The 26,806-nt window shown below is 67.1% G+C and carries 31 protein-coding genes; 29 read left to right on the top strand and 2 right to left on the bottom strand.

The genetic code is table 11. From position 1 onward, the window contains the following. The first annotated feature begins 27 nt into the window (after positions 1 to 27). Genes GYM46_RS02860 through GYM46_RS02850 form a run of 3 tightly spaced genes read left to right on the top strand, consistent with a single transcriptional unit; the run spans position 28 to position 2,434 of the window. Positions 28 to 573, top strand: a complete 546-nt coding sequence (locus tag GYM46_RS02860) for a DUF1285 domain-containing protein (protein ID WP_008261102.1) — start codon at positions 28 to 30, stop codon at positions 571 to 573. Next, on the top strand, positions 570 to 1,232 hold the full coding sequence (locus GYM46_RS02855; protein ID WP_008261829.1) for a CoA pyrophosphatase: 663 nt from the start codon (positions 570 to 572) through the stop codon (positions 1,230 to 1,232). The genes GYM46_RS02860 and GYM46_RS02855 overlap by 4 nt, the downstream gene beginning before the upstream one ends. Continuing rightward, positions 1,229 to 2,434 (top strand): CCA tRNA nucleotidyltransferase, encoded by a 1,206-nt coding sequence (locus GYM46_RS02850; RefSeq protein ID WP_008263788.1) that lies wholly within the window; start codon positions 1,229 to 1,231, stop codon positions 2,432 to 2,434. The genes GYM46_RS02855 and GYM46_RS02850 overlap by 4 nt, the downstream gene beginning before the upstream one ends. Here the strand turns inward: GYM46_RS02850 and GYM46_RS02845 are convergent. Next, positions 2,415 to 3,368: an endonuclease/exonuclease/phosphatase family protein gene (locus GYM46_RS02845; RefSeq protein ID WP_008260265.1), complete on the bottom strand. Its 954-nt coding sequence runs from the start codon at positions 3,366 to 3,368 to the stop codon at positions 2,415 to 2,417. The genes GYM46_RS02850 and GYM46_RS02845 overlap by 20 nt on opposite strands. A gap of 69 nt (positions 3,369 to 3,437) precedes the next feature. Here GYM46_RS02845 and GYM46_RS02840 point away from each other — a divergent pair, with 69 nt between their 5' ends. From GYM46_RS02840 to GYM46_RS02730, 23 genes are all read left to right on the top strand, one after another. Then, the gene (locus GYM46_RS02840; protein ID WP_008260778.1) at positions 3,438 to 3,899 is read left to right on the top strand and encodes a DUF4112 domain-containing protein; all 462 of its coding nucleotides are present in this window, start codon (positions 3,438 to 3,440) and stop codon (positions 3,897 to 3,899) included. A gap of 144 nt (positions 3,900 to 4,043) precedes the next feature. Continuing rightward, complete coding sequence (locus GYM46_RS16930; protein WP_164952586.1) at positions 4,044 to 5,525, top strand: DUF2793 domain-containing protein; 1,482 nt, start codon at positions 4,044 to 4,046, stop codon at positions 5,523 to 5,525. Next, positions 5,522 to 5,677 (top strand): hypothetical protein, encoded by a 156-nt coding sequence (locus GYM46_RS02830; protein WP_164952585.1) that lies wholly within the window; start codon positions 5,522 to 5,524, stop codon positions 5,675 to 5,677. Before GYM46_RS16930 ends, GYM46_RS02830 begins: the two co-directional genes overlap by 4 nt. Further along, on the top strand, positions 5,674 to 5,961 hold the full coding sequence (locus GYM46_RS02825; protein WP_008258731.1) for a hypothetical protein: 288 nt from the start codon (positions 5,674 to 5,676) through the stop codon (positions 5,959 to 5,961). The genes GYM46_RS02830 and GYM46_RS02825 overlap by 4 nt, the downstream gene beginning before the upstream one ends. Further along, positions 5,958 to 6,341, top strand: a complete 384-nt coding sequence (locus tag GYM46_RS02820; RefSeq protein WP_008258918.1) for a M15 family metallopeptidase — start codon at positions 5,958 to 5,960, stop codon at positions 6,339 to 6,341. Before GYM46_RS02825 ends, GYM46_RS02820 begins: the two co-directional genes overlap by 4 nt. Next, positions 6,338 to 6,817 carry a hypothetical protein gene (locus GYM46_RS02815; RefSeq protein ID WP_040349307.1) on the top strand — a complete coding sequence of 160 codons (480 nt, stop codon included), beginning with the start codon at positions 6,338 to 6,340 and terminating at the stop codon, positions 6,815 to 6,817. Before GYM46_RS02820 ends, GYM46_RS02815 begins: the two co-directional genes overlap by 4 nt. Further along, positions 6,807 to 6,971 carry a hypothetical protein gene (locus GYM46_RS02810; protein ID WP_008259209.1) on the top strand — a complete coding sequence of 55 codons (165 nt, stop codon included), beginning with the start codon at positions 6,807 to 6,809 and terminating at the stop codon, positions 6,969 to 6,971. The genes GYM46_RS02815 and GYM46_RS02810 overlap by 11 nt, the downstream gene beginning before the upstream one ends. Before the next feature lie 222 nt (positions 6,972 to 7,193). Then, positions 7,194 to 8,006, top strand: coding sequence for a flagellin (locus tag GYM46_RS02805; protein WP_008262853.1), 813 nt, complete (start codon positions 7,194 to 7,196; stop codon positions 8,004 to 8,006). Positions 8,007 to 8,283: 277 nt separating this feature from the next. Further along, positions 8,284 to 9,027, top strand: coding sequence for a flagellin (locus GYM46_RS02800; RefSeq protein ID WP_008264382.1), 744 nt, complete (start codon positions 8,284 to 8,286; stop codon positions 9,025 to 9,027). Between the two features lie 113 nt (positions 9,028 to 9,140). Then, positions 9,141 to 9,953, top strand: coding sequence for a flagellin (locus tag GYM46_RS02795; protein WP_008260582.1), 813 nt, complete (start codon positions 9,141 to 9,143; stop codon positions 9,951 to 9,953). Positions 9,954 to 10,066: 113 nt separating this feature from the next. Then, positions 10,067 to 10,804, top strand: coding sequence for a flagellin (locus GYM46_RS02790; RefSeq protein ID WP_008263969.1), 738 nt, complete (start codon positions 10,067 to 10,069; stop codon positions 10,802 to 10,804). A 113-nt stretch (positions 10,805 to 10,917) separates the two neighbouring features. After that, positions 10,918 to 11,715, top strand: a complete 798-nt coding sequence (locus tag GYM46_RS02785; protein WP_008260604.1) for a flagellin — start codon at positions 10,918 to 10,920, stop codon at positions 11,713 to 11,715. Positions 11,716 to 11,802: 87 nt separating this feature from the next. Beyond that, positions 11,803 to 12,099, top strand: coding sequence for a hypothetical protein (locus GYM46_RS02780; RefSeq protein WP_008260919.1), 297 nt, complete (start codon positions 11,803 to 11,805; stop codon positions 12,097 to 12,099). A gap of 134 nt (positions 12,100 to 12,233) precedes the next feature. After that, the gene (locus GYM46_RS02775; protein ID WP_008263660.1) at positions 12,234 to 13,151 is read left to right on the top strand and encodes a flagellin; all 918 of its coding nucleotides are present in this window, start codon (positions 12,234 to 12,236) and stop codon (positions 13,149 to 13,151) included. Positions 13,152 to 13,213: 62 nt separating this feature from the next. Next, positions 13,214 to 15,919 carry a hypothetical protein gene (locus GYM46_RS02770; RefSeq protein WP_008260458.1) on the top strand — a complete coding sequence of 902 codons (2,706 nt, stop codon included), beginning with the start codon at positions 13,214 to 13,216 and terminating at the stop codon, positions 15,917 to 15,919. Positions 15,920 to 15,998: 79 nt separating this feature from the next. Next, positions 15,999 to 16,679 (top strand): hypothetical protein, encoded by a 681-nt coding sequence (locus GYM46_RS02765; protein WP_008262702.1) that lies wholly within the window; start codon positions 15,999 to 16,001, stop codon positions 16,677 to 16,679. Then, positions 16,679 to 17,104, top strand: a complete 426-nt coding sequence (locus tag GYM46_RS02760) for a hypothetical protein (protein WP_008262783.1) — start codon at positions 16,679 to 16,681, stop codon at positions 17,102 to 17,104. The genes GYM46_RS02765 and GYM46_RS02760 overlap by 1 nt, the downstream gene beginning before the upstream one ends. A gap of 183 nt (positions 17,105 to 17,287) precedes the next feature. Beyond that, positions 17,288 to 17,791, top strand: coding sequence for a single-stranded DNA-binding protein (ssb, locus tag GYM46_RS02755; RefSeq protein WP_008260567.1), 504 nt, complete (start codon positions 17,288 to 17,290; stop codon positions 17,789 to 17,791). An 18-nt stretch (positions 17,792 to 17,809) separates the two neighbouring features. Further along, the gene (locus GYM46_RS02750; protein ID WP_008264377.1) at positions 17,810 to 18,265 is read left to right on the top strand and encodes a thiol-disulfide oxidoreductase DCC family protein; all 456 of its coding nucleotides are present in this window, start codon (positions 17,810 to 17,812) and stop codon (positions 18,263 to 18,265) included. Further along, positions 18,262 to 19,563 (top strand): SDR family oxidoreductase, encoded by a 1,302-nt coding sequence (locus GYM46_RS02745; protein ID WP_008260273.1) that lies wholly within the window; start codon positions 18,262 to 18,264, stop codon positions 19,561 to 19,563. The genes GYM46_RS02750 and GYM46_RS02745 overlap by 4 nt, the downstream gene beginning before the upstream one ends. After that, positions 19,560 to 20,030 carry a DUF2269 family protein gene (locus tag GYM46_RS02740; protein ID WP_008262627.1) on the top strand — a complete coding sequence of 157 codons (471 nt, stop codon included), beginning with the start codon at positions 19,560 to 19,562 and terminating at the stop codon, positions 20,028 to 20,030. Before GYM46_RS02745 ends, GYM46_RS02740 begins: the two co-directional genes overlap by 4 nt. Positions 20,031 to 20,094: 64 nt before the next feature. Then, complete coding sequence (locus GYM46_RS02735) at positions 20,095 to 21,015, top strand: DMT family transporter (protein ID WP_008264066.1); 921 nt, start codon at positions 20,095 to 20,097, stop codon at positions 21,013 to 21,015. Positions 21,016 to 21,045: 30 nt separating this feature from the next. Next, positions 21,046 to 21,576 (top strand): DUF1003 domain-containing protein, encoded by a 531-nt coding sequence (locus GYM46_RS02730; RefSeq protein WP_008260717.1) that lies wholly within the window; start codon positions 21,046 to 21,048, stop codon positions 21,574 to 21,576. A gap of 4 nt (positions 21,577 to 21,580) precedes the next feature. On the opposite strand, the gene GYM46_RS02725 is transcribed toward GYM46_RS02730, so the two are convergent. Then, the gene (locus GYM46_RS02725; RefSeq protein ID WP_008260309.1) at positions 21,581 to 22,156 is read right to left on the bottom strand and encodes a superoxide dismutase family protein; all 576 of its coding nucleotides are present in this window, start codon (positions 22,154 to 22,156) and stop codon (positions 21,581 to 21,583) included. A 122-nt stretch (positions 22,157 to 22,278) separates the two neighbouring features. On the opposite strand from GYM46_RS02725, the gene gyrA reads away from it, so the two are divergent. The 3 genes from gyrA to coaD all read left to right on the top strand — a co-directional run bounded on the left by gyrA (position 22,279) and on the right by coaD (position 26,804). Continuing rightward, entirely contained in the window at positions 22,279 to 25,062 is a 2,784-nt protein-coding gene (gene gyrA / locus GYM46_RS02720) for a DNA gyrase subunit A (protein ID WP_008259178.1), read from the top strand. 175 nt (positions 25,063 to 25,237) lie between these two features. Then, positions 25,238 to 26,050: an aminotransferase class IV gene (locus tag GYM46_RS02715; RefSeq protein WP_008259792.1), complete on the top strand. Its 813-nt coding sequence runs from the start codon at positions 25,238 to 25,240 to the stop codon at positions 26,048 to 26,050. A 265-nt stretch (positions 26,051 to 26,315) separates the two neighbouring features. Continuing rightward, positions 26,316 to 26,804, top strand: a complete 489-nt coding sequence (gene coaD, locus GYM46_RS02710) for a pantetheine-phosphate adenylyltransferase (protein WP_008263176.1) — start codon at positions 26,316 to 26,318, stop codon at positions 26,802 to 26,804. The last annotated feature ends 2 nt before the right edge of the window (positions 26,805 to 26,806 follow it).

Below are 26,806 nucleotides of genomic sequence, written 5' to 3'. Positions count from 1 at the left end.
CCTAAGTCATGGTCCGATATGACGCACATGGATGACCAGAAGCCGGGACTGAAAGCGATCGTCGAGGCGGCGAAACAGGCGCCCGGGCGGGGCCTGCCGCCGGTCCACCTGTGGAACCCCGAACACTGCGGCGAGATCGACATCGTCATTCGACGCGACGGCGTCTGGATGCACGAGGGATCGCCCATCGGCCGCGAGGCGCTGGTGCGGCTGTTCTCGACCGTCTTGCGCAAGGACCCGGACGGCTATCATCTGGTGACGCCGGTCGAGAAGTTGAAGATCGCGGTCGAGGATCTGCCGTTCCGGGCCGTGGCGGTCGGGCGCGAGGGCGACGACCTGATCTTCACCACCGACGTCGGCGACGAGGTGCGGGCGGGCGAGGCCGACGCGATTGTGGTGGAGACCGATCCGGAGACGGGCGAGCCGGCGCCGCGCGTGCATGTGCGGCGCGACCTGTGGGCGCGAATTGCGCGCTCGGTCTTCTATGAACTGGTCGAGATGGCCGAGGAAGTCGATGGGCGGCTGGTTGTGCGGTCCGGCGGGCGGGCGTTTTCCCTGGGGGCTGTGGCGTGACCCTGGCGACCTTGAGGAACCGGCTGGTCCAGCGGCTGGACCCGGTCGAAGCCTGGCGTCCGGAAGGGCTGGCGGCGCGGTCCGACTTCGACCTGAACCCCAAGGCGGCGCGGCCGATGCGGGAGTTGCGGCCGGCGGCGGTGCTGATCCCGGTGGTGGCGCGGCCCGAGGGCGCGACGGTGCTGCTGACGCGGCGGGCCGACACCCTGGTGCGGCATACAGGGCAGATCGCCTTTCCGGGCGGTCGGTTGGATCCTGGCGAGACCGCTGTGCAAGCGGCGCTGCGCGAGGCGGACGAGGAGGTGGCCCTGAACCCGGCGAAGGTCGAGGTGCTGGGCCTGTCCGACGCCTATGAGACCGGCACCGGGTTTCTGGTCACGCCCGTGATCGGCTGGCTGCACGAGGCGCCGGTCACGACGCCGGCGCCGGCCGAAGTGGCCGAGGTGTTTGAGACGCCGTGGGACTTCCTGATGGATGCGGCCAACCACCGCCAAGACTTCTATGACATGGACGAGGGACTGCGGCGCTGGTTCTGGGCCATGCCGTGGGGCGAACGCTATATCTGGGGCGTGACGGCCGGGATTCTGAAGGCGCTGCATGTCCGGCTGTACGGCGACGAGCCGGCGCCCGAGGTCGCCGCCGAGGAAGATGCGGCATGACCGTGTCCATGCGGGGGCAGCCCTGGCTTGAGGCCAAGGCCACACGGGCGGTCATGGCGGCCTTGCAGGCGGCCGGCGGCCCCGACTGCGCCCGGTTCGTCGGCGGCTGCGTCCGGAACAGTCTGCTGGGCCAGCCGGTGGACGACATCGACATCGCCACCCGATTGAGGCCCGAAGAGACGATGACGGCCTTGCAGGCCGCGGGACTGAAGGCCGTGCCCACGGGGCTGGAGCATGGCACGGTCACGGGGGTGTCCGAGCGTAAACCCTATGAGATCACCACCCTGCGCCGGGACGTGGAGACCGACGGGCGGCGCGCGGTGGTGGCCTTCACCGAGGACTGGGCCGAGGACGCGGCGCGGCGGGACTTCCGCCTGAACGCCCTGTACGCCGATGCGGCCGGCACGGTGTTCGACCCGACCGGCGGGGGCCTGGCGGATGCGGCCAAGGGGCGGATCGTCTTTGTCGGCGAGGCCGAGACGCGGATCCGCGAGGATTATCTGCGCATCCTGCGCTTCTTCCGGTTCCAGGCCTGGTACGGGCGGGGCCAGCCCGATGCGACCGGGCTCGCGGCCTGCGCGGCGCTGAAGGCCGGGATGGCGCAACTGTCGGCCGAACGGGTGTCCAAGGAATTAATGAAACTGCTGGCGGCGCGCGATCCGCGATCCACGGTGCGGGCGATGGCCGAGACGGGCGTTCTGGGTCAGGTCTTGCCCGAGGCGCAGCCGTTGAACCTGTTCGAGGCGATGTGCGGACTGACGGGCGATCCGGTGCTGCGTCTGTCGGCCCTGTTGCCGGCGGATGAGGGCGCAGTCGTGAGGATCGCGGGGAGCCTGCGGCTGTCGAACGGGACGCGGGACCGGCTGGCGGCGGCTGTTGCGGAGGGGCCGGTCGTGGCGACGGACATGACCGAGGCCGAGGCGCGGGCGGCGATCTATCGGCTGGGCCGCGACGCCTTCGAGGATCGGCTGACACGGGCCGAGGCGGCGGGCGGAGACGGCGGGGCCTTGCGACGGCTGGCGGCCGGGTGGACGCCGCCGAAAATGCCGGTGGGTGGGCGGGACCTGGCGCGGCTGGGCCTGAAGCCGGGCCCGGAGACGGGCCGTGTTCTGAAAGCCTTCGAGGCGGGCTGGATCGCCGATGATTTTCCCTCGGACGGGCATGAGGGGCGGCTGAGGGCCGCTATGGCTTCGCCCGCGTGAATTCGGTGACGACGGGATAGTGGTCCGACCCGGTCGGTTCGCCGATGCGGCGGCTGATCAGGGCCAAGTCCGGCGAACGATAGACCTGATCGATGGTGATGCCGGCGAAGGCGGGCAGGCGGCTAGGCCAGGTGCCGGGGAAGCCGGGCGCGGGCGACAGGTTCATGTCGGACTGGATCTGACGGCCGATCCGGGCGCTGGACACGCTGTTGAAATCGCCGGCGACGATGGTCGGATGAGGCGCCGCCTTTTCCCGTCGTGCGGTCAGGGCCATGACCTGGTTTATCTGGCCCCATTGATACTGATACGGCCACGGGCGGGTCAGGTGGACGCCGAAGACATTGACGGCCCCAATCGGCGTTTCGACGACGGCGCCTATCGCCGCCAGATCGTCGCGAAACGACGGCAGCTTGCCCTGGATCGGATAGCGCGAGGCGACGATCGACAGGGCCCGGCCGCTGGGGTCTTCGATGCGGCCCATGACCGCCCGATTGGGATAGCCGGCCAGAACCTCGTCGAGCCGGTCCGACGGCGCATCTCCGACCTCGACCAGAACGACGATGTCGGCGTCGGCGTCGACGATGGATCGTCGGATCGCGGCGACGTCGGTGTTGTCCACCCAGAGATTGGCTGAGTACAGGCGGATTATCGGCTGGTCGGGTTGAGGACGGCCAAGGGGCGTCATCCACTGGGGCCAGACAGCGGCCAGCAGGACAAGGCCGGCCAGCACGCCTACGACGAAGGCCGGCCACAGACGCAGGACCAGGCAGGCCAGGGTCAGCACCGTCGCAGCCAGCAGCACGGGGGCGGTGAACTGGGCCAGGATGTCCACCCATCGATGGCCGATCCCGCTGAGACCAGCCACGCCGAAGCCCGACAGCCCGATCAGAACGAGGCTGGCCGCCGCATTGCTCGCCGGCTTCAGCAGGGACATGGCTTATTGCCTTTCTTGGTGAACGGTGTGGGCTATACCGCGTTAGGGCGACGCTTGGAGAGGCGCGACATGGCCAGACGGTCCATCACGGATATCGAGAAGATCTGGTCCAATGTCGAGGGGATCAAGAAGCTGTCCGACCGGGTGATCGGCATAGGACCGTTCGGCATCGGCATGGACGGACTGCTGACCTGGGTCCCGGTGGTGGGTACGGTCTATACGGTCGGAACCGGGGCCTGGCTGGTGATGCAGGCGGTGCGGGCCAAGGCGTCGCCGGCGACCCTGGCGCGGATGGCGGCCTATATGGCGGTGGATACGGCGACGGGCACGGTGCCGATCGCCGGCGACGTGGTCGACACCTTCTTCCCCGGTCAGTTGTTGGCGGCCAAGGCGCTGCAGAAGGATATCGAGACCAGCCACTGGGTCGAGGATTCCGAAGCCAACGCCCGGGCCAGCGGCGACCACGAGCGCCACCTGGAGACGGTTCGAAACGACAAGAAGCTGCGCCGCATCGTCTATCTGCACGACTGAATTACGGGCGCAAGCCGCGCCCTGATCACCTAATTTCGGCGATTTTCTTCAACTCATACCGTGGGTTGAATGACAAATTCGCCGTTCAACACGCCTGATCTGGCGGCGCCTGCAGACTGATCTCCGACAACAACGGAGATCCTGATGAGCGACGATTTCACCGCGCGGCTAGCCCTGCCTTATCTCGCAGCCGGTCAGATGCAGAAGCATGTGACCCTGAACGCGGCCCTGACGCGGCTGGACGCCCTGTTGCAGACGGCGGTGGTCAGCCGGACCCTGACGACCCAGCCGGACGCCCCCTTCGACGGCGATCTCTACATCCTGCCGCACGGCGCCGCAGGGACGGCGTGGAGCGGCCGGCCCGCCGGCGCCCTGATGCGGTTCGAGAGCGGCGGCTGGAGCGTCGTGGCCGCGCCGGTGGGGATGATCGCCCTGGTGCTGGATACGGCCGTCCTGGTGGTGCGGAGTGAAGAGGGCTGGAGCCCGTTGGGACAGTGGCTGGGCGAAGTGCAGGGGCTTTCGCGGTTGGGCCTCGGCACGACGGCGGACGCCGCCAATCCGCTGGCGGTCAAGACCAACACCGCCCTGTTCACCGCCCGCGGCGTGGCCGAGGGCGGCGACGGAGACCTGCGTCTGACCCTGAACAAGGAGGCGGCGGGGGATGTCCTGTCGCTGCTGTTCCAGAGCGGCTACGGCGGCCGGGCGGAACTGGGCCTGGCAGGCGACGAGAACCTGAGCCTGAAGGTGAGTCCCGACGGATCGACCTGGCTCCGGGCCTTCGGGGTGGATCGCGCAACAGGGCGGATCGCATTCGACAAGGGCGCGACGCGACGGGAGACGACGGTCTTCACCACCGACGGCGCCTATGAGCCGCCGTCCTGGGCGCGGTGGATCGAGGCGGTCTGCGTCGGCGGGGGCGGCGGCGGCGGATCGGGCATGGCGGGGTCGTCGGGAACCGCGCGCTTCGGCGGCGGCGGCGGCGGCGCGGGCGGACTGAGCGAGGCCTGTTGGGCGGCCGCCGACTTGAACGAAACCCTGGTTGTCGGGGTCGGAGCGGGCGGTGCGGCGGGGACGGCCGGCTCAGGCGCGGGCGCCTTGGGCGGGGCGGGAGGTCAGAGCGCGGTGAGCCTGGGCGGAACCCTGTTGCTGCGGGCCGGAGGCGGGGCGGGCGGCCTCGGCGCAACGGCTTCGGCAGGCGCGGGGGGCGCCGGCGGTCAGGGCCTGCGGGCGGGAAACGCCGGTGGCGGCGGTTCGATCACGGCGACGGCCTTCGTCGGCGGCGAGACCGCCTGTCCCGACGGTCCTGGCGGGGGAGGCGGCGGCGGCGGGTTGAGCACAGCCAATACAGCGCGGTCTGGCGGCCCGGGCGGCGCAGGCGGCTGGGCGGTCCGTCAGGCGCCGGGCGGCGCGGCCGGTGCGGCGGGGCAGGCGTCGTCGGCGCCAAACCTGGCCTGGGTCGGCGGCGGGGGCGGCGGGGGCGGCGCTTCCGCCGTCGGTGCGGGAACAGCGGGTGGCGCGGGCGCCCTGTTCGGTGCGGGCGGCGGCGGCGGGGGGGCGGGCCTGACCCTGTCGGGCGCGGGCGGCGCAGGCGGGGGAGGCGTGGTTCGACTCACGGCCGTCGGATGAGCCGGCGGCTGAACCGACCCGAGCCTGTGGAGGTGCTGGAGCCCGAAGTCTGGGACGCCCCCGACAGATTGAATGACAGGGCCTGGCGCGCCCAGACCGGCTTCGACGGCCGGTGCGCGACCGAAATCTTCGACAAGGAGGACGAGGAATGACGAGATCGACGACGCCGGATCCGATCCGGCCCCAGAACGGAACCCTGGCCGAGGGACGCTGGCTGTGGCGCAGGCTGTACGCCTTCGCCGTCAGCGTCGGCCTGTGGCTGCTGTTGATGCGGACGGTGGCGCGGATGCCGGCCGAGATGCTGCCCAAGATGACCGATGGGCTGATGGGGCTGCTGGCCCTGATCCTGGTTCTGTATCTGGTTGCGCCCACGGCCGAGCAATTGGTGGCGCTCATCGCCAATGCGCGGGTGCGGTTGACGGGAGGCCGGCCATGAGCGGCCTGTTGTCCGTTCGCTCAAGGGCGCGATTGAAGGGGGTGCATCCAGCCCTGGTGGCTGTGGTCGAGGCGGCGGTCGCACGCAGCCCTGTTGATTTCATGATCACGGAGGGGCTGCGATCGCCTGAACGGCAGGCGGCTCTGGTCCAGGCCGGAGCCAGCCGGACCTTGAGGTCTCGCCATCTGAGCGGCCACGCCGTCGATGTGGCGGCCCTGGTCGAAGGGCAGGTCCGTTGGGACTGGCCGCTGTATGGACGCATCGCCTCGGCCTTCAAGGCGGCGGCTTTGGAGTTGAAGACCCCCATCGTCTGGGGCGGCGACTGGAAGAGCCTGCGCGACGGCCCGCATTTCGAACTGGATCGAAGGATCTTCCCATGAGGGCCGTGTCCATCCTGAAGGCGCTGACGCCGCTCGGCTGGCTCGCCGTCGCGGGTGTCGTGGCGGGGTTGGCGGCGGCGCTTCTGGGCGGTCTCGGTTTCCGCTGGGACCCGCTGGGCCTGCAGCAGCGCCGGTTGGCGGCGGCCGAGGCGCGGGCCGCGTCCGGCGAACGTGACGCCCGGGCCCAGACGGCGGCGCGTCGTCTTGAGAGCGAGGGGGCGGACGAACAGTTGCGTCGTCTCGATGATTTTCAACAACAGCAGACGGCGGCGGCGCGCGCGACCGCGACCGCCGTCGCACAGGCCAGGAACGCCGATGACGCCGAAATCCCTCTGGAAAGCCGCCGCGCCGACCGTCTGCGCGCTCATGACCGCGAGCTGTGCGCGCTCGCTACTGACCTCGACGGTTGCGCCGGTGCGGCTCAGCCTGCCGGAGGCGGCGAGGCGGCCGTGCGCCCTGGCGGTTTTGCCGGCTGAACCCACAGCCGCGGACCTGGACGCCGCCTATGTGCAGCGCGGCGCCCAGATCCTGGCCTGCGACGGGGCGAGGCGGTTGGCGGTCGAGACCCTGCTGGCGGAGCGGGCCATGCAGGACGCCCGGATCTCGGAGGCGGCGAAAGAGCGACCCTGACCGCAAAGCGGCAAAAACGACTCGGCAACTTCTGCCGCCATGCGACGGAAAATGCCGGGTCAGCGTGCGGCTGACTTTGAAAAATTCAACAAAATCAAAAGTTCATCTCGGTTTTCTCGCCGTGCCAGCCTGGCCCCGCCTTTGCTCTTAGGAGGGCGGAGCAAAATGCTCCCGACGCCAAAACGGCGTCGTACATGCACAGAAGTGAAGAGGGCGGCCAAAATGGCGAGCATCAATACGAATTACGGCGCAGCAATTGCGCTCCAGAACCTGAACAAGACCAACGCTCAGCTGGAAATGACGCAAAATCGCGTCAACACCGGCATGAAGGTCTCCTCCGCCAAGGACAGCGGCGCGATCTACTCCATCGCGACCGGCCAGCGCGCCAACATGGGCGCCATGGAATCCGTGCGGGCGTCTCTGCAACGCGGCCAATCCATCGTCGACGTGGCCCTGGCCTCGGGCGACACCGTGACCGCCGCCTTGGAAGAGATGAAGGGTTTGGCTGTCAGCCTGGCCGCCTCCACCGGCGCAGCCCAGACCTCCTACTTGACCGAATTCCGCGCGCTGGGCGCTGAAATCACCTCGTCCCTGGCCGGCGCGACCTTCGACGGCGTCAATCTGTGGACCGGCGCGACCGCGACGAACCTGATCAAGGACGTCAGCGGCGGCACCACCGCCATCGGCTTCACGGTCGCCGGCGGCATGGCGGCGGACACCGACATCACCACCATCACCAGCCAGACCATCACCGCAGCAGCCGCGACGACGGCGGTCGTCGATGCGGCCATCACCAAAATCACCGGCGCCCTGTCGACGCTGGGCACCCAGTCCAAGTCGGTCGGCCGTCAGGTCACCTTCGTCAACAAGCTGCAGGACGCTACCGAGAACGGCATCGGCAACCTGGTTGACGCTGACCTGGCCAAGGAAAGCGCCAAGCTGACCGCCCTGCAAACCAAGCAACAGCTGGGCGTGCAGGCGCTGTCGATCGCCAACTCGGCCAGCCAGACCCTGCTGAGCCTCTTCCGGAACTAGGGCGGCCTTCAGGCGCGTCTCTTTCGGGGCGCGGTCGGCCGCCGGCCGCTCCACCTCTTTAGGCTCAGCTCGGCAAAATTTGCCGAAGTGCGGGCTGTAGTGGGCAAATATTGCCGGGCATCCAGGGAGGGTAAATCAATAGTAAACGCGACTTTTCAATAGGTTACGATGATATTTCGCCGTCGCCTCTGGCCCGGCAATTGCTTCTTACCCACCGAGCAAAAAGCTCCCTTCGCCAAAATGGCGTTGGATCTCACGAAGTGAAAGGAACGCCAAAATGGCGAGCATCAATACGAACTACGGCGCGTCTATCGCGCTGCAAAACCTGAACAAGACCAACTCGGAGCTGGAGCGGACGCAAAACCGCATCAACACCGGCATGAAGGTCTCTTCGGCCAAGGACAGCGGCGCGATCTTCTCGATCGCCACGGCTCAACGCGCCACTGCTGCGTCCCAGGATGCGGTCCGCTCGGGTCTGCAACGCTCCCAGTCGATCACCGACGTGGCGCTGGCCGCCGGCGACACGATCACGACCGCGTTGGAAGAGATGAAGGGTCTGGCGGTCAGCATCCAGGCCTCGACGGCCGGTTCCAGCGCCGAGACCTCTTATCTGGCGGAATACAACGCTCTGAGCCTGGAAATCACCTCTGCGATCTCCGGCGCCTCGTTCGACGGCGTCAACAGCCTGACGACGCCTCTGGGCGTCGCCGGCGTGACTGACGTCAGCGGCGGTAGCAAGGCTCGCGCAGACGCCACAACCGCCAAGATCGATACCGCCATCTCCACCGTCACCGGCGCTCTATCGACGCTGGGCACCCAGTCCAAGTCGCTGGGGCGCCAGATCACCTTCGTGAACAAGTATCAGGACGCGCTTGAAGCCGGCGTGGGCAACCTGGTTGACGCTGACCTGGCCAAGGAAAGCGCCAAGCTGACCGCCCTGCAAACCAAGCAACAGCTGGGCGTGCAGGCGCTGTCGATCGCCAACTCGGCCAGTCAGACGCTGCTGAGCCTCTTCCGCTAAGGCCCGGAGGCCCGGTCGTCTCGACCGCCGGGCCATAGGTCTTGAACCCCGAGCAAAACGCTCCCGTCGCCAAAACGGCGATGGCCATCACGAAGTGAAGAAGGAACGCCAAAATGGCGAGCATCAATACGAACTACGGCGCAGCCATCGCGCTGCAAAACCTGAACAAGACCAGCTCGGAGCTGGAGCGGACGCAAAACCGCATCAACACCGGCATGAAGGTCTCTTCGGCCAAGGACAGCGGGGCGATCTTCTCGATCGCCACCGGACAGCGGGCCAACGCCTCCGCTCAGGATGCGGTCCGCAGTTCCATGCAGCGCGGTCAATCGATCGTCGATGTGGCCCTGGCCGCCGGCGACACCATCACTTCCGCCCTGGAAGAGATGAAAGGCCTCGCGGTCAGCATCGCCGGATCCACCGGCGCGGCAAAGACGTCTTACGAGGATGAGTTCAAGGCTCTGGGTGTGGAAATCAAGTCCGCTCTGGACGGCGCGAGCTTCGACGGCGTCAACCTGCTGACCACCGCCTCCGGCGCGACCACCACGGTCCGCACCGGCACGGGCGCGACCGACACCAAGGTTCTGGGTACGGCCGCCGCTCTCAGCGCCAATACCGATCTGGCCAAGTTTACGGCGGCGACGCCGGCTGTCGCCGACTTCACGACCGCCAACGTCGATCTGGTCGTCACGGCTGTCACCGGCGCTCTATCGACCCTGGGCACCCAGTCCAAGTCGCTGGGTCGCAGCATCAGCTTCACCAACAAGCTTCAGGATTCGATTGAAGCCGGCGTGGGCAACCTGGTGGACGCTGACCTGGCCAAGGAAAGCGCCAAGCTGACCGCCCTGCAAACCAAGCAACAGCTGGGCGTGCAGGCGCTGTCGATCGCCAACTCGGCCAGCCAGACGCTGCTGAGCCTCTTCCGCTAAGGCCCGGAGGCCCGGTCGTCTCGACGGCCGGGCCATAGGTCTTGAACCCCGAGCAAAACGCTCCCGTCGCCAAAACGGCGCCGGCCATCACGAAGTGAAGAAGGAACGCCAAAATGGCGAGCATCAATACGAACTACGGCGCAGCCATCGCGCTGCAGAACCTGAACAAGACCAGCTCGGAGCTGGAGCGGACGCAAAACCGCATCAACACCGGCATGAAGGTCTCTTCGGCCAAGGACAGCGGGGCGATCTTCTCGATCGCCACAGCACAACGCGCCACCGCCGCGTCCCAGGACGCAGTCCGCTCGGGTCTGCAACGCACCCAGTCGATCACCGACGTGGCCCTGGCCGCCGGCGACACCATCACTTCCGCTCTGGAAGAGATGAAAGGCCTTGCGGTCAGCATCGCCGGATCCACCGGTAATGCGCAGACTTCGTACCTGGCCGAATACAACGCCCTGGGAACCGAAATCGCTTCGGCGATCACGGGCGCCACCTTCGACGGCGTCAACAGCCTGACCACTCTGGGCGCCGATGCGGCGATCACGGCCGTGAATACGGGCAGCGTCACCGCCGCCAACGCCACGACCGCAAACGTCGATGCCGCAATCACGGCGACGACGACGGCTCTGTCGACTCTGGGCACCCAGTCCAAGTCGCTGGGCCGCCAGATCACCTTCGTCAACAAGCTTCAGGACGCGCTTGAAGCCGGCGTGGGCAATCTGGTGGACGCCGACCTGGCCAAGGAAAGCGCCAAGCTGACCGCCCTGCAAACCAAGCAACAGCTGGGCGTGCAGGCGCTGTCGATCGCCAACTCGGCCAGCCAGACGCTGCTGAGCCTCTTCCGCTAAGGCCCGGAGGCCCGGTCGTCTCGACGGCCGGGCCATAGGTCTTGAACCCCGAGCAAAACGCTCCCGTCGCCAAAATGACGACGGCCATCACGAAGTGAAGAAGGAACGCCAAAATGGCGAGCATCAATACGAACTACGGCGCGGCCATCGCGCTGCAGAACCTGAACAAGACCAGCTCGGAGCTGGAGCGGACGCAAAACCGCATCAACACCGGCATGAAGGTCTCTTCGGCCAAGGACAGCGGGGCGATCTTCTCGATCGCCACGTCGCAACGCGCCGCCGCCGCGTCCCAGGACGCGGTCCGCAGCTCGATCCAGCGTGGTCAATCCATCGTTGACGTGGCCCTGGCCGCCGGCGATACGATCACGAGCGCGCTGGAAGAACAGAAGGGCCTGGCGGTCAGCATCGCCGGATCCACCGGCGCCGCCCAGACTTCATATCTGGCGGAATACAACGCCATCGGCACGGAAATCGCCAGCGCGCTGGCGGGCGCCACCTTCGACGGCGTCAATCTGTACAAGGCGAACGCAGCCGCCATCACCGTGCAGACGGGTGCTTCGACCTCCTACACGCTGAAGGCCATCGCGGGGGCGGACACCGCCGTGGCGACCACGACGGCGGCCGTGGCCGGCGACGCGGCCACTATCGTGGCCACGGTCGACTCGGCCATCACCGCCTTCACCAGCGTCCTGTCCGATTTCGGCACCAAGTCGAAGTCGCTGGGACGCAGCATCACCTTCGTCAACAAGCTTCAGGACGCTCTTGAAGCCGGCGTGGGCAACCTGGTGGACGCCGACCTGGCCAAGGAAAGCGCCAAGCTGACCGCCCTGCAAACCAAGCAACAGCTGGGCGTGCAGGCGCTGTCGATCGCCAACTCGGCCAGTCAGACGCTGCTGAGCCTCTTCCGCTAAGAATGATCGGTCGGGACGGCGCTCGCCGTCCCGACCCTTCGCTCTCGTTCAAACCTAGAAGGGCGCGGTCCATCCGCGCGAGGAGCCATGGTAGACAATGTCGCGAGCGTACCGCCGGTAAAGATCTTTGCTTCCGAAAACACCGACCTCGCAGCCTATTCGCCTCCAACCAAGCCGCAGTCGCCAAAGACCGCAGTCGAGGAAAAGGGCGAGTCCAGCAACTACCGCCTGACCATCGAGACGGCTGAGAACGGCCGTTACATCTATACGATCAGCGACCCGGTTACGGGCCAGGTGGTGCTGAAACTGCCGCGAGAGGTGGTTCAGGATCTGGCCAAGGACCCGGACTACAAGGGCGGAAATCTGCTGAAGACCTCCATCTAGCGAGGTCTTTCAGTCAAGCGGACCCAACGTCGCCGGCTCGCCGGGCGGCGCAAACATGCTTTCTCCGCCGTTAACCATACGCTCACGACTCATGGTTAATCCTGCAGGGAACAGAACGTCCGGGGCTTGAAGCCATGACCACCAGCATCCACACCAATACCTCGGCGATGATCGCCCTGCAGAATCTGAACCGCACCAGCGACCAGCTGGCGTCGACGCAGAGCCGGGTGAATACGGGCCTGAAGGTCCAGGGCGCCAAGGATAACGCCGCCGTCTGGGCTGTCGCCCAGGGACAGCGCGCGGACAAGGGGTCTCTGGAAGCCGTCACGACCAGCCTGAACCGGGCGACCTCGATCGCCGATGTCTCCCTGGCCGCGGGCGAACAGATCTCGGACATTCTGCTGGAAATGAAGCAGAAGGCGACCGCTGCAGCCGATCCTAGCCAGAGCGCCGCGACGCGCGCCTCCTATGACCAGGAATTCCAGGCGCTGTTGAAGTCGGTGCAGTCCTTCGCCGACAACGCGATTTTCGACGGGGCCAATATTCTCGACGGCGCCGCCACGACCGACATGACGTTCCTGGCGAGTGCGGACGGCAATGAAACCATTGCGATGAAGCGTCAGAATCTGACGCTTGTCGGCCTGGGCCTGGCGGCCAACTCGTATGACTCGAACAAGGCGACTGCGGCGATCGACGCCTGGACCGACAATGCCGGCACGCCAGAAGACGAGACCCTGCTGAACGCCGCCCCTGATCTGCTCACCCAGGAAAAAGCCAAGTTCGCGCTGCAGCGGATCGACGACGCCATCACCGTGGCCAGTTCACGACTGTCCGAACTGGGGGCGCAGGCCAAGCAGATCGAACGCCACACCACCTATGTCGGCAAGCTTTCGGACTCGCTGGAAGCCGGCATCGGCAATCTGGTCGACGCCGACCTGGCCAAGGAAAGCGCCCGTCTCCAGGCCCTGCAGGTGCAGCAACAGCTCGGCGTCCAGGCCCTGTCGATCGCCAACCAGGCGCCGCAGATGATCCTGTCGCTGTTCAAGAACTGACGTCGCGGCTTAAGACTTCGTTATCGGGCTCGGCCGCACTGTAATCGCCGGAGCCATGTGAGATGATCAACAACAGCTATCTGCTGGGTCTCTACGGGATCACGACGGACACCGGGTCGCTGATCGGCTCAAACACGCCTGCAGCCAAGCCAAAGAAGACCCAGCCCACGGCGCCCTGGGCTTCGACCGCGTCGGCGACTGCGCCCAAGGCCAGCGAGCTGGTGCGGGCGGCCCTGGCGGGACGAAACATCATAAACGAAGGTTCGGTCGAACTGGACCTGTCGGGCGCGTCCAGCGACTATCGCAAGATGTTCGCCCTTTATCAGGGACTGAACAGCCTCAGCGCCCTGGCGGATCGGGCGAGCGTCAAGGGATTGACGGCTGCGGAAGCCGCACAGGTGTCGAAACGCTTCAGCGAGGGATTGGCCGAGATGTCGGCCTATCTCAAGACCGCCGAATTCGAGGACGTCCGCCTGGTGCAGGGCGTGTCGCAGACCAAGGTCAAGACCAGCTATGCGCTGGAGCGGGCGCCGACGACCTTCACGACCGCACCGCTTCACCAGGGCGTCGCCACAAGCCCGGTCGCCGCGTTCGAAGGCGACGTCAAGTTCTCGATGACGGCCAAGACCGAGACCGGAAGCCAGACCGTCGCCATGGACCTGTCCGAGATGGGCTCCACCGAACGGTCGATGGTCAATGTCGTCAACTATATGAACGGCAAGCTGGAGGCGGCCGGCGTCGCGACGCGGGTCGGGACGCAATACATCCCCGCGGAGCCCAAGACGATCAAGTCCGGCGACAAGACCATCACCCTGCCGGCCGGGCCGGACCAATGGGCTCTGAAGGTCACGAGCGGCGCGGGCGAGAAGGTCAGTTTCGCGGCAGTCGATACGTCCGACGCCGTCTATGTGACCCAAGGCGTCGGCAAGGCCGGCGCGGGACAGATATTGAAGTTCCAGGCCGACGGCGGCGCTGCGCCCGCCGCGCAGCAGGGCGTAAACGATCCGTTCTGGGTCGAGGGCCGGGTCGGGCATACCGAGATGCCCGAGGGCGTCGAGGCGGTGCGAGCCAGCGCCGTGGCTCCGGACGGTTCGGTCTGGGTCGTGGCCGATCTGAAGGCCGGCGACGCAGCCCAGCCGATCAAGGGCACGCGCGACGTCGCCCTGATGAAGTATGATTCCGCCGGCAATCTGATGCAGACCAAGCTGTTGGGGGCGGCGTCCAGCGCGAACGGCTTCTCCATCGCCATCGACGACGATGGACGCGTGGCCCTGGCCGGTTCGGTCACAGGGGCGCTGGTGCCGGGCAAGAGCGGCGACAGCCCCACGACCGCCGATAGTTTCGTCACGCTTTTCGATGACTCCGGCAAGGAACTGTGGACCCAGCGCCGAGGCGCCAAGGCCGCCGACGAGGCGACGGAGGTCAGTTTCGGCGCGGACGGCGTGGTGTATGTGGCGGGACGGTCCAAATCGGCCATGTCGGGGACTGTGGCCCTGGGCGGATGGGATTCCTATCTGCAGACCTTCCAGGAAAAGCCCCTGACCGTGACCGGGCCGATCACCGGGGTGAACGCCTCCACCTTGCAGTTCGGCAGCGCCGGCGACGATTCCGTCCAGGCGATGACCGTGTCCGGTTCAGACCTCTATACGGCCGGGGTCGAGAACGGGAAGGCCATCGTGCGGCGCTTCACCCTCGATGCAGGGGGTGTGCCGACCTTGGCCTCGACCCGCGACCTGGGCTACGCCAGTGGTGAAATCGCGGGCGTATCGGTGGAAAACGGCAAGGTCGTCGTGACCGGCCATACCAATAACGCCGCGCTGGACATCGGCACGGTGACCAACGCCCACGCCGGCGGCAAGGACGTGTTCGTCGCCACCCTGTCGGCCGATCTTCAGGCTTCGGGCAGCGACCGGCTGACCTATTTCGGCGGGGCGGGCGACGACACCGCCGCCGATGTCGAAATCAAGAACGGCAAGGTCTGGATCACCGGCACGAACCGGGCCGAGGGCGCGACCAAGGACAGTCCGACCCAGGGCTATCTGGCGCGTATCGACCTGGCGACAGGCGCGGTGGAGCAGAACAAGACCTGGCGCGCCGCTGACGACCAGGCCAAGCCGACCAGTCTGAGCTTCGCCGCAGGCGGTTCCAGCGTGCTGGACCGGCTGGGGCTGCCGCAGGGCGAGATCATGCAGGCGGACTCCAAGCTGCTGACCGTCGGCACCGCCGCTCGGGTCGGGGATCAGTTCAGCATTTCGCCGGCAGGCGGCGGGCGGGCCGTCACCGTGACGATCGAGGCCAAGGACACGCTGGAGACCCTGGCCAAGAAGATCGTGAACGCCTCGGGCCGCCAGCTGGACGCCAAGGTGGTGACGGACCTGAAGGCCGTACCCGTCACCCAGCGGCTGCAGATATCCACGGCGGCGAACCGGGAAGGCGCCATCATTTCGTCGGGCGCCGTCGGCAAGGACGCCCTGGCGGCCCTGGGTCTGACCCCCGGCTTCGTCAGCCCCGTCAAGCCGGACAAGGATGCGCCAAAGACCTTCGGTCTGAATCTGTCGACCCTGTTGAACCTGAACGATCCGGCCTCGATCAAGGCGGCGAACGAGGGCATCGCCCAGGCGATGACGGCCGTCCGGTCCGCCTACAAGTCGCTGGCGCCCTCGACCGGGACGATCACCAACACCCAGACCGGAAAAGGTTCATCGACCGCCTACTACCAGACCCAACTCGCCAACTTCCAGGCCGCGCTGAGCCGCCTGTCGGTCTGATCGGCGTCATGCGCGCCTAGGCGGTTGACGCCCGGCGTGCGTTCCGGGTTATTGGGCGCTTCAGTTGCGAAAGCCCCTCATGGCCCTTCCGAACGACAATCGCGTCATCATCGCCATCGGCGCCGGTCTGGTGATCATCGCCGCCGTGGTGCTGGCGCTCATCTTCACCGGCGGCGGCGACAAGACGCCGGAAGCCCCGCCGGCCGCGAGGGGCGGTCTGACCGTCGACCTGGCCGACGCCCCGACGCTGGAGCCGACACGCGAGTTGCGCTGCTTCGTGGACGGCCAGTTCGTGGGCATGGCGACACTGGCCGTCTGCGCCCAACGCAACGGCCTGGCGACCGACGCCCTGGATGTCGGCATCGACGAGACGGGCGCCCTGGCGGCCGCCCCCACCGCCGCCTTCGCCCCGCCGCCGGAACTGCCGCCGGTCGAGATGGCCCAGGCCGATCCCCTGCCGAGCCCGGCTCCGGGCGCCGCCGCGCCGAGCAATCCGGCGCCCGCGCCGTCCGCCGGCGCCCAGTGCCTGCGTCACTCCGGTTCGGACTGGCGCGTCCTGTCCAGCGGCATGAGCCTGAACGCCTGCGTCCAGGCCCTGTACGCCGGCACCTGCGTGCGTCCGGGCGACGCCCAGTACGGCCGCTGGGGCGACACGACCCTTCGCCTCGTCCCGCGCCGGGTGGAACAGTCGGGCGACAACAGCCGTTTCCGCACTCTGGCGGAGCAGGACCGCAACTGCCAATTCCCGGGTCTGAACTGATGCGCGTGCTCGCCCTTTCCGTCATCGCCGCCGCCGCCGTCCTGGCGGCGTGCAGCAACCAGCCGAAGTTCGAGTTCGAGCCCGGCGTCTGCTATTTCGTCGCCACCCCGGACGGTCAGCCGCCGCGCCTGCAGAAGATGGGCGAGAACGTCGCCCAGATCGAACTGTGCGCCGGCCAGCTGGAAGAAATGCGTCTGCGCTTCCTGCGCATGGGCGGCTCGAATCAGGAGGTCGCGGGGGCCTATCAGGGCCGCTTCATCTTCGTGGACCGCGAGGGCGTGAAGTTCGGCAAGACCCTGACGGGCAGCCGTTTCTTCGCCATGGCCCGCACCGGCGACGGCCGTCTGGCCATTCCCGGCGCCATCCAGCGCGACGAGACGGGGCGCCCGATCGCGATCGCCGCGCCGCAGCCCGAGACCAAGTAGGGCCCGGGCTGTCGTAGAAGAGACTTGCGTGACGTGAACAAAGGTGGAACATTTCGTTAATCCACCGGTTTGGCGGGTCTGATGTCGAATGCGGCTGGCGGTGATCGGCGGCGGCTCTAAGACATCCGGCTGAATTACGGAGTGGGCGAGGGACTCGCCGCTCCCTACGAGAAGGAAGTTTCCATGGCGGGCAGCGTCAACAAGGTCATTCTGGTCGGCAATCTGGGCCGCGATCCCGAAATCCGGTCGATGCCGAACGGCGACCGCATCGCCAACCTGTCGATCGCCACCTCGGAAACCTGGCGCGACAAGTCCTCGGGCGAGCGCAAGGAAAAGACCGAGTGGCACCGGGTCGTCATCTTCAACGACAACATCGTCAAGGTGGTCGAGAACTATGTGAAGAAGGGCTCGACCGTCTATATCGAGGGCGCGCTCCAGACTCGCAAATGGACCGATCAGCAGGGCGTCGAGAAATATTCGACCGAGATCGTGGTCAGCCGCTTCAAGGGTGAGCTGACCATGCTGGGCGGCCGTTCGGAAGGCGGCTCGCAAGGCGGCGGTTACGGCGGCGGCGGCGGTGGTGGTCGCGGTGACGACGACTACTCCTCGGGCTTCTCCACCGGCGGCGCCAACAAGCCGAGCGGCCCGAAGGAAAGCTACGACCTGAACGACGACATTCCGTTCTAAGGTCGATCCGAACCAACCATGGGGCGGGGGCCTTACAGCTATCGTGAGGATCCCGCCGTCCCGGCCTTCCCGGACGACCGACCCCTGGTCCTGTTCGACGGCGACTGCGCCCTGTGCTCCGGCTCGGCGCGCAAAATCCTGAAGGCCGACCGGGCCGGGCTGTTCCGGCTGGCCCCGACGCAGTCGCCCCTGGGGCAGGCGCTTTTGATGCATTACGGCGTTGATCCCCAGGATCCGGCGACCATGCTGCTGATCCAGGACGGCGTGGCGCGCGAACGCTCCGACGCCGTCCTGGCCATCGCCGCCCAGCTGCCTGCACCCTATCGGTGGGCGATCATAGGTCGGATCGCGCCACGGTTCATTCGCGACCGCCTGTATGACTTCGTGGCGCGTCGCCGTCGCCGGTTTCCCGGTTCGACCTGGTGCGCCCTTCCTCCGGCGGGCGTCGATCTGAAGGATAGAGTGCTGGGATGAGCGGTCGCGTGCTGGTGCTGGGCGCCAACGGCTTCATCGGCTCGCACGTAGCGGCGGCCCTGTCCGCAGAGGGCTGGCGCGTGCGGGCCGGGGCGCGGCGTATCGCCGAACCGTCCCGTCGCGCCCCGAGCTTCGATTGGATCGTCGCCGACTTTTCGAAACTGACGACAGCCCAGGCCTGGGCGCCCCTTATGGACGGGGTGTCGGCTGTGGTGAACTGCGTCGGCGTCTTGCAGGACGGCGGCGGCGACAGCACCCGCGCGGCCCATGTCGACGGCCCGCGCGCCCTGATCGCGGCGTGCGAGGCTGCGGGCGTCCGGCGTCTGGTGCATATCTCCGCCGTCGGCGCGGACGAAGAAGCCGGCACCGACTACGCCCGCACCAAGGCGCAGACCGAACGACTGGTCGCCGCCGGCGCCCTGGACTGGCTGATCCTGCGGCCGTCGCTGGTGGTGGACCGGGCGGCCTTCGGCGGCACGGGTTTGATCCGCGCACTGGCGGCCTTTCCTCTGTTCAGCCCCGTAGTGGGGGGCGATCAGACCTTCCGCCCGATCCCGCTGGGCGATCTGTGCGCCGCCGTCGTCGCGGCCTTGAAAGCGGGCGCCCCGTCGCGTCAGTCGCTGGACATGCCGGGGCCGGAGGCGGTGACCATGGTCGAGACGGTGCGTCTTTATCGCGGCTGGCTCGGTTTGAAGCCTGCGCCGGTCCTGCCTGCGCCCCGCGCCTTGGCTGCGCCGGCCCTGGCCGTCGGCGACCTGCTGGGTCGGCTGGGTTGGTCCTCGCCGATCCGCACGACCGCGATCAAACAGATGGACTACGACGTCTCCGGCCACGACAGCGGCTGGGCCGAGCGTTTGGGCGTGTCTTCGCGCGGCTTTACGCGTTTCCTGGCCGAGACCCCGGCTTCGGTCCAGGACGTCTGGCACGCGCGGCTGTGGTTCGTCCGCCCGATCTCCATCCTGACCCTGGGCCTGTTCTGGCTGATCACGGGCCTGATCAGCTTCGGGCCGGGCTGGAACGGCGCCGTCGCCATTCTGCACGAGGGCGGCTACGGCCGCTGGGCCGGGCCGGTGGCCTGGTGGGGCGCCCTGCTGGACGTGGTGCTGGGCCTGGCCCTTTTCGTGCGGCCCTGGACCGCGCGGGTGGCGATCTTCATGTGTCTGGCCACCATCGGTTATCTGATCGCGGGCACGCTCAGCCTGCCCCATTACTGGATAGACCCCTTGGGGCCGTGGCTGAAGGTCCTGCCGATGATGGCGCTGTGCCTGTTTGTGGCCGCAACGGACGCCCGCCGATGAGCCTCTATTTCGCATTGAAAATCATCCACATCCTGTCCGGCGCCGTCCTGTTCGGCACAGGGGCGGGCATCGCCTTCTTCATGCTGCGCGCCCACGCCACGCGCGACGCCCGCACGGTGGCCGAGGTCGGCCGCATCGTCGTCCTGGCCGATTTCGTCTTCACCACCACCGCCGTGGTGGTCCAGCCGATCAGCGGCCTGGGCCTGATCCATCTGCAGGGCTGGTCCCTGACCAGCCCGTGGCTGCTGGCGGCCTATGGGCTTTATGTCTTCGTCGGCGTCTGCTGGCTGCCGGTCGTCTGGATCCAGTACCGGATGATGAAGCTGGCCGAGCAGGCGGCGGGGCAGGGGGCGGCGTTGCCGCCCGCCTATCATCGCCTGTTCCGATGGTGGTTCGCTCTGGGCTGGCCGGCGTTTGCGGGCGTCCTGGCCATCTACTGGCTGATGGTCGCCAAGCCTGAATTTTAAGCCGGAAACCTAAGCTCATTCAAAGTGAGCCGACGCGAGGCCTGCGCCGTGCGATAGCCGGATCATGACCGCCGCCACCCCCGCCCCGCCGTCGCACAAGCCCCACGCCCTGACCGGTTTGGAGATCGCCGCCATCGTGGCGATCATTGTCGTTTGGGGCGTGAACAATGCGGGGGCCAAGCTGGCGACCGAGACCCTGCCGCCGTTGCTGGTCGGGGCGATCCGCTTCGGTCTCGCAACGGCCTGTCTGATCGTCTTCGTCCGTCCGCCGTTCCCGGACTGGAGGAGCCTGCTGCTGATCGTCATCGTCGGCGGGCCGATCCAGTATGGTCTGGCCTACACCGCCTACTGGATGGCGACCGACGTCAGCCCCGTGACGGTGGCCAACCAGCTGTGGATCCCCTTCACCGCCCTGTTCGCCTTCCTGATCCTGGGCGAGCGACTGAGCAGGGCCGCCCTGGTCGGCATGGGGGTGGCCTTTGTCGGCGTGGCCTGGATGACGCTGGACGCCCATGCGCTTCAGGACTGGAAGGCCATCCTGGTCGCCATCGCCGCCGGGGCGGCCTGGGGCGTGACGACGGTGGTCGCGCGGCGCACGACCTCGATCCCGCCGCTGAAGATGCAAGGGCTGCTGGCGCTCGGCGCCTTTCCGGTCATGGCCTTCGGTTCGGCGGTGTTCGAGCACGGGCAGTGGGCGGCGGTGAAGTCCGCCACGCCCATGGTCTGGGCTTCGCTGCTGTGGGCGGGGATCGTCTCCTCGGTCCTGGCCACCACCCTGTTGTTCTGGCTGGTGCAGCGGCGCGAGGCCGGGCGGGTGACGCCCTATCTTCTGGTGACGCCCGTGGTGTCGATGCTGATCGGCTGGGGCTTGATGGGCGACGTGCTGACGCCCCAGATCCTGACCGGCTCGGCCATCACCATGGGCGGGGTCGCCCTGGTCGCCCTGGCCGAACGGGGCTTGCGCGCGGGGGCCGCCAAGGCTTGATCTGTTTCCTGAGCGATTCAGGAATCCGTCATGCCCCACGCCCCTCTCGACGCCGATCATGTTTCCCGCCGCTGGCTGGGCAAGGAGACGCATGAACTGGCCGCGAACGAGGCCAGCGTCGTTCGCAGCGCCGCCGAACGCCGCCCGATCTCGGAGGATGTGAACGAGGCCTTCGACGACCGCCAGAGTTTCGGCGACCGTTTGGCCGACCGGGTGGCGGAATTCGGCGGATCCTGGACCTTCCTGATCGCCTTCGGCCTGTTCCTCGTGACCTGGACCTTGATCAATCTGGTTCTGAGACGGGATGCGTTCGACCCCTATCCCTTCATCTTCCTGAACCTGATGCTGTCGATGATCGCGGCGGCCCAGGCGCCGATCATCATGATGAGCCAGAACCGTCAGGCCTCGAAGGACCGGCTGGACGCCGGCAACGACTACCAGGTCAATCTGAAGGCCGAGATCGAGATCATGGCCCTGCTGGACAAGGTGGAACACCTGACGGCGCGCCAGCAGGAGCAGACCGAATTGATCGAGCGGTTGCTGGCCGAGAAGGAGCGTTAGGGCGTCAGCTCGCGCTCAACGCCGCGCAGGCGACCCGATCTCCGGCCCCGCCGATGGGCTGGCTCGAGTGGTCGTCGGGATTGGCGTGGATGATGATCGCCGACCCGTCGGCGTCCCACAGCCATTGGCCGGGCCCTTCCGAGGAAATCCGCGCGCGGGTGGTGAAGAGTTCGGCGTTCACCTTGCCGTCGGCGCCGGCATAGACGTTCGGGAGGTCGCCGTCATCGGGACCGGCGGCGTTCAACAGGCCGTGCGGCGCCTTGGGCTCGCCGTGGTTGATATGGGCGCCTGACGAGGTGAAGGGCGCGGCGCATTGGCCGGTCGCATGGATATGGATGCCGTGCCAGCCGGGCGTCAGGCCCGAGGCCTCGACCTTGATCACCAGGCCGGTCGGTCCCTGGCGCAGATCGACGCGTCCGATATTGGCCCCCTGGGCGTTGATCAGAACGGCCTGTCCGGTCGCGCCGACGGGCGCGCGTTCGGCCTGCATCTGGGCCGCGTCGGCGGTCGATGCGCAAGCTCCGGCGAGGGCCAGCGGGGCGGCGAGAGCGAGGGCGGCGGCGAGGGGCGTGAAGCGCATGTGGAACGTCCTTTCAGAGACGGGCTTTCACGGCGACGTCGCTTTGCCACCGAGGCCCTGGAATGCTAGAAATCGTCACAGCGGATCACGTTCCGATTCCGGCCGCATAAAGCCACGCTTCCTTGACCGACGACAGCTACGAAAACGCCGCAACTCCGATCGTTCCGGGAGGCGGCGGCTCCGACATTTCCACGATCACGATCGAGGACGAACTGAAGCGTTCGTACCTCGACTACGCCATGAGCGTGATCGTCTCGCGCGCCCTTCCCGACGCCCGTGACGGCCTCAAGCCGGTTCACCGTCGCATCCTGTATTCGATGCACGACCTGAACATGACGCCCGAGCGCAGCTATTCGAAATGCGCCCGCGTGGTCGGCGACGTGCTGGGCCGGTTCCACCCCCACGGCGACGCCTCGGTCTATATGGCCCTGGTGCGGATGGCCCAGCCCTTCTCGATGGGGCTGATGCTGGTCGACGGCCAGGGCAATTTCGGCTCGGTCGACGGCGATATGCCCGCCTCGATGCGTTACACCGAGGCCAAGATGGCCCCGGCCGCCGTCGCCCTGATGGCCGACATCGACAAGGACACCGTCGATTTCCAGCCCAACTACGACGAGAAGGAGCTGGAGCCGGTCGTCCTGCCGAGCCGGATCCCGAACTTGCTGGTCAATGGCGCCGGCGGCATCGCCGTCGGCATGGCGACCAACATCCCGCCGCATAATCTGGGCGAGGTCGTGGATGCGGCCCTGGCCCTGCTGGACGATCCCAACGTCACCGACGACGCCCTGCTGGACATCGTGCCCGGTCCCGACTTCCCGACCGGCGGCGAGATCATGGGCCGCACCGCGCCGCGCAATGCGCTGCGCGACGGTCGCGGTTCGGTCATCGTGCGCGGGCGCGCCTCGGTGGAAGAGATCCGCAAGGATCGCGAGGCCATCGTCGTCACCGAGCTGCCCTATCAGGTCAACAAACAGACCCTGATCGAGCGCATCGCCGAAATGGTGCGCGAGAAGCGTCTGGAAGGCATTTCCGACGTCCGCGACGAATCCGACCGTCAGGGCATGCGGATCGTCATCGAGCTGAAGCGCGACGCCTCCGGCGACGTGATCCTGAACCAGCTGTGGCGCTACACCGCCATGCAAAGCTCGTTCGGCGTCAACATGCTGGCGTTGAACCACGGCCGGCCCGAACAGATGGGCCTGCGCGACCTGCTGCAGATCTTCCTCGACTTCCGCGAGGAAGTCGTCGTTCGCCGCGTCAAGTTCGAGCTGAACAAGGCCCGCGACCGCGGCCACGTCCTGGTCGGTCTCGCCGTCGCCGTCGCCAATATCGATGAGGTCATCCACATCATCCGTTCCTCGGCCGATCCGACCGAGGCGCGCGAGCGACTGCAGGCCAAGCCCTGGCCGGTCGGCGACATGATGGCCCTGGTCGAGCTGATCGCCGACCCGCGCAGCGTCGTCATCAACGGCGACAGCCTGCAACTGACCGACGAACAGGCCCGCGCCATCCTGGCCCTGACCCTGTCGCGCCTGACCGGCCTGGGTCGTGACGACATCTTCGGCGAGGCGAACGGCCTGGCCGACACCATCCAGGGCCACCTGACCATCCTGTCGGACCGCAAGAACGTCCTGGCCATCATTCGCGACGACCTGATCGACGTGAAGGACAAGTTCGCCGTGCCGCGTCGCACCCTGATCGGGGAAGGCGACGGCGAGATGGAGGACGAGGACCTGATCCCGCGCGAGGACATGGTCGTCACCGTCACCCACGGCGGCTACGTCAAGCGCGTCGCCCTGAACGCCTATCGGACCCAGCATCGCGGCGGCAAGGGCAAGTCCGGCATGACGATGAAGGACGAGGACGCCATCACCGGCGTGTTCAGCGCCTCGACCCACACCCCGGTCCTGTTCTTCGCCACCAACGGCAAGGCCTACAAGCTGAAGACCTGGCGCCTGCCGCTGGGCAATCCGCAGTCGCGCGGCAAGGCCTTCGTCAACCTGCTGCCCATCGAGCCGGGCGACAGCATCATGAACGTCCTGCCCCTGCCCGAGGACGAGACGACCTGGGGCGACTACGACATCATGTTCGCCACCAGCTCGGGCGACGTGCGCCGCAACAAGCTGTCGGACTTCGCCACCGTCAACCGCGCCGGCAAGATCGCCATGAAGCTGGAAGGCGACGACCGCATGGTCGGCGTCGGCCTGTGCACCGCCGACGACGACGTGCTGCTGACCACGGCGCTGGGCCGGGCGATCCGGTTCAAGGCCGACGACGTGCGCGTGTTCAAGGGCCGGGATTCGACCGGCGTCCGGGGCGTGCGCCTGCAAGACGGCGACGAGGTCATCTCCATGGCCATCCTGGGCCGCGTCGATGCGACGCCGGAGGAACGGTCGGCCTACGTCAAACACGCCAACGCCATGCGCAAGGCCCTGGCCGGCGCGGAGGCGGAAGAGGATGTCGCGGCTCCGGCTGAAGCCGAAGACGAGGTCGCCGACGCGGCTCTGACGGTGGAGCGGATCGCCGAACTGGGCGCCGCCGAACAGTTCATCCTGACGGTCACGGAGACCGGCTTCGGCAAGCGCTCTTCGGCCTATGAGTATCGTCGCACCGGCCGCGGCGGTCAGGGCCTGACGGCCCACGGCCTAGGCGGTCGCGCCGGCACGCGCCTGGCGGCGGCCTTCCCGGTCGAGGAAACCGACGATCTGCTGCTGGTCACCTCGGGCGGTCAGATGATCCGCACCCGTATGGATCAAGTCCGCATCGTCGGCCGCTCCAGCCAGGGCGTCACCATCTTCCGCACCGGCAAGGACGAAAAGGTCGTCTCGGTCGAACGCCTGCCGGAAAGCGGCGGGTCGGATGAGGCGGACGTCGCGAGTGAAGAGGGCGGCGAGGCCGAAGCATAGAACCAAGACCCTCTCCCGCCGGGAGAGGGCTTGAGCGCGCGGCGGCGAAGCCGTCGTCCTTGCGCGAAAGGGTGAGGGGAACGGTGGTGCGAGCTAGCCCACCGGCGGTCCCTCATCCGGCCCTTCGGGCCACCTTCTCCCCACGGGAGAAGGAAAGGAGGAGAGGGGAGCGGCCATGACGTCTGACATCCTGATCAACGGCGAACCCGCCACCCCTGACGACCTCGCCCACCAGGCCCTGGTCAATTACGGCGCCTACACCTCCTTCCGCGTCGAGCACGGCGCGGTCCGGGGCCTCGACCTGCATCTCGCCCGGCTGGGCCAGGCCGCCGTCGAACTGTTCGGCGAAAGCCCCGGCGAGGCCGAGTTCCGCCGCCTGATCGCGCTCGCGGTCGCCGGCCGTGACAAAGCCTGGATGCGCATCAGCCTGTTCTCGCCCGAGATCGGTCATCGCAATCCGTCCTTCGTCGGGCGGCCGAAGGTGATGACCGTCGTCTCGCCGCCCCCGCCGCCCCTGGCCACCCAAATGCGGGTGACGGCTGTGCATTATGAGCGTGAGCCGGCGCACCTGAAACATGTCGCCACCTTCGGCGCCACGCGCGCCCGCCGCACTGTGCGAGCGGCGGGCTTCGATGACGCCCTGTTCGTCGACGAGCAGGGCCATATGTCCGAAGGCGTGACCTGGAACATCGGCTTCATCCAGGGGGACCGCATCGTCTGGCCCCAGGCGCCGATGCTGGCGGGCGTGACCCAGGTCCTGATCGAGCGGGGCTTGGCTGGACTGGGCCTATCGTCGCAGACCCGCCCGGTGCATGTGTCCGAACTGGCGGGCTTCGATGGCGCATTCCTGTGCAACAGCGCCACGCCGGCCTGTCCCATCACGGCAGTTGACGACACGGTTTTCGCCGTCGATCCGACCCTGCTGACGGTGATCGAAACCGCCTGGGCCGCCAATAATCCGCTGCCTTTGACGGTTCCGCACTCCTAATTCGTCAAGAAAAATCCAGTAAAATCAAATCCATCGTCAGCAGATTCAGCAATCGGCGCGCCTGGGTTTACGGCGGGCGTAAAATCGCGCGATGACCGATGTGACGCCAAAATTCGCCCCGCCGTCCACCCGCCTGCTTTGGCGCTTTTGGCGCCTTGTCACCCTGTTTTTGCGACACGCCTCCACGCCAACGGCCTGCTAGGCCGAACCTTTCGCACCTGCTAAGTCACGCCGAACAGCAGGCGACAGGCTGGGGAGACACGCCATGCGCATCGGACTCTATCCGGGCACCTTCGATCCAGTGACCAACGGTCACACCGACATCATCAAACGGGCGTTGAAGCTGGTGGACCGGGTGGTCATCGGCGTGGCTCAGAACGACGACAAGGGGCCGTTGTTCACCACGGCCGAACGGGTCGAGATGCTCCAGGCCGAGGTGGCGAACCTGGGCGGCGATATCGTGGTCCAGCCCTTCTCGACCTTGTTGATGCATTTCGCGGAAGAGCTGAACGCCAATGTCATCATTCGCGGTTTGCGCGCGGTCGCCGACTTCGAATACGAGTTCCAGATGACGGCCATGAATCAGCGCCTCAATCAGGACATCGAGACGGTATTCCTGATGGCCGATCCCCGGCATCAGGCCATCGCCTCGCGGCTGGTCAAGGAAATCGCCCGTCTGGACGGCGCGATCGACAGTTTCGTCAGCCCCGCCATCGCCGCGCGCGTGCGGGACAAGGTCAAGAACAGAGGATGAGT

This window comes from Brevundimonas mediterranea (assembly GCF_011064825.1).
GTDB classification, from domain to species: Bacteria; Pseudomonadota; Alphaproteobacteria; order Caulobacterales; family Caulobacteraceae; genus Brevundimonas; species Brevundimonas mediterranea_A.
This window is presented reverse-complemented; position numbering and strand designations above follow the sequence as displayed.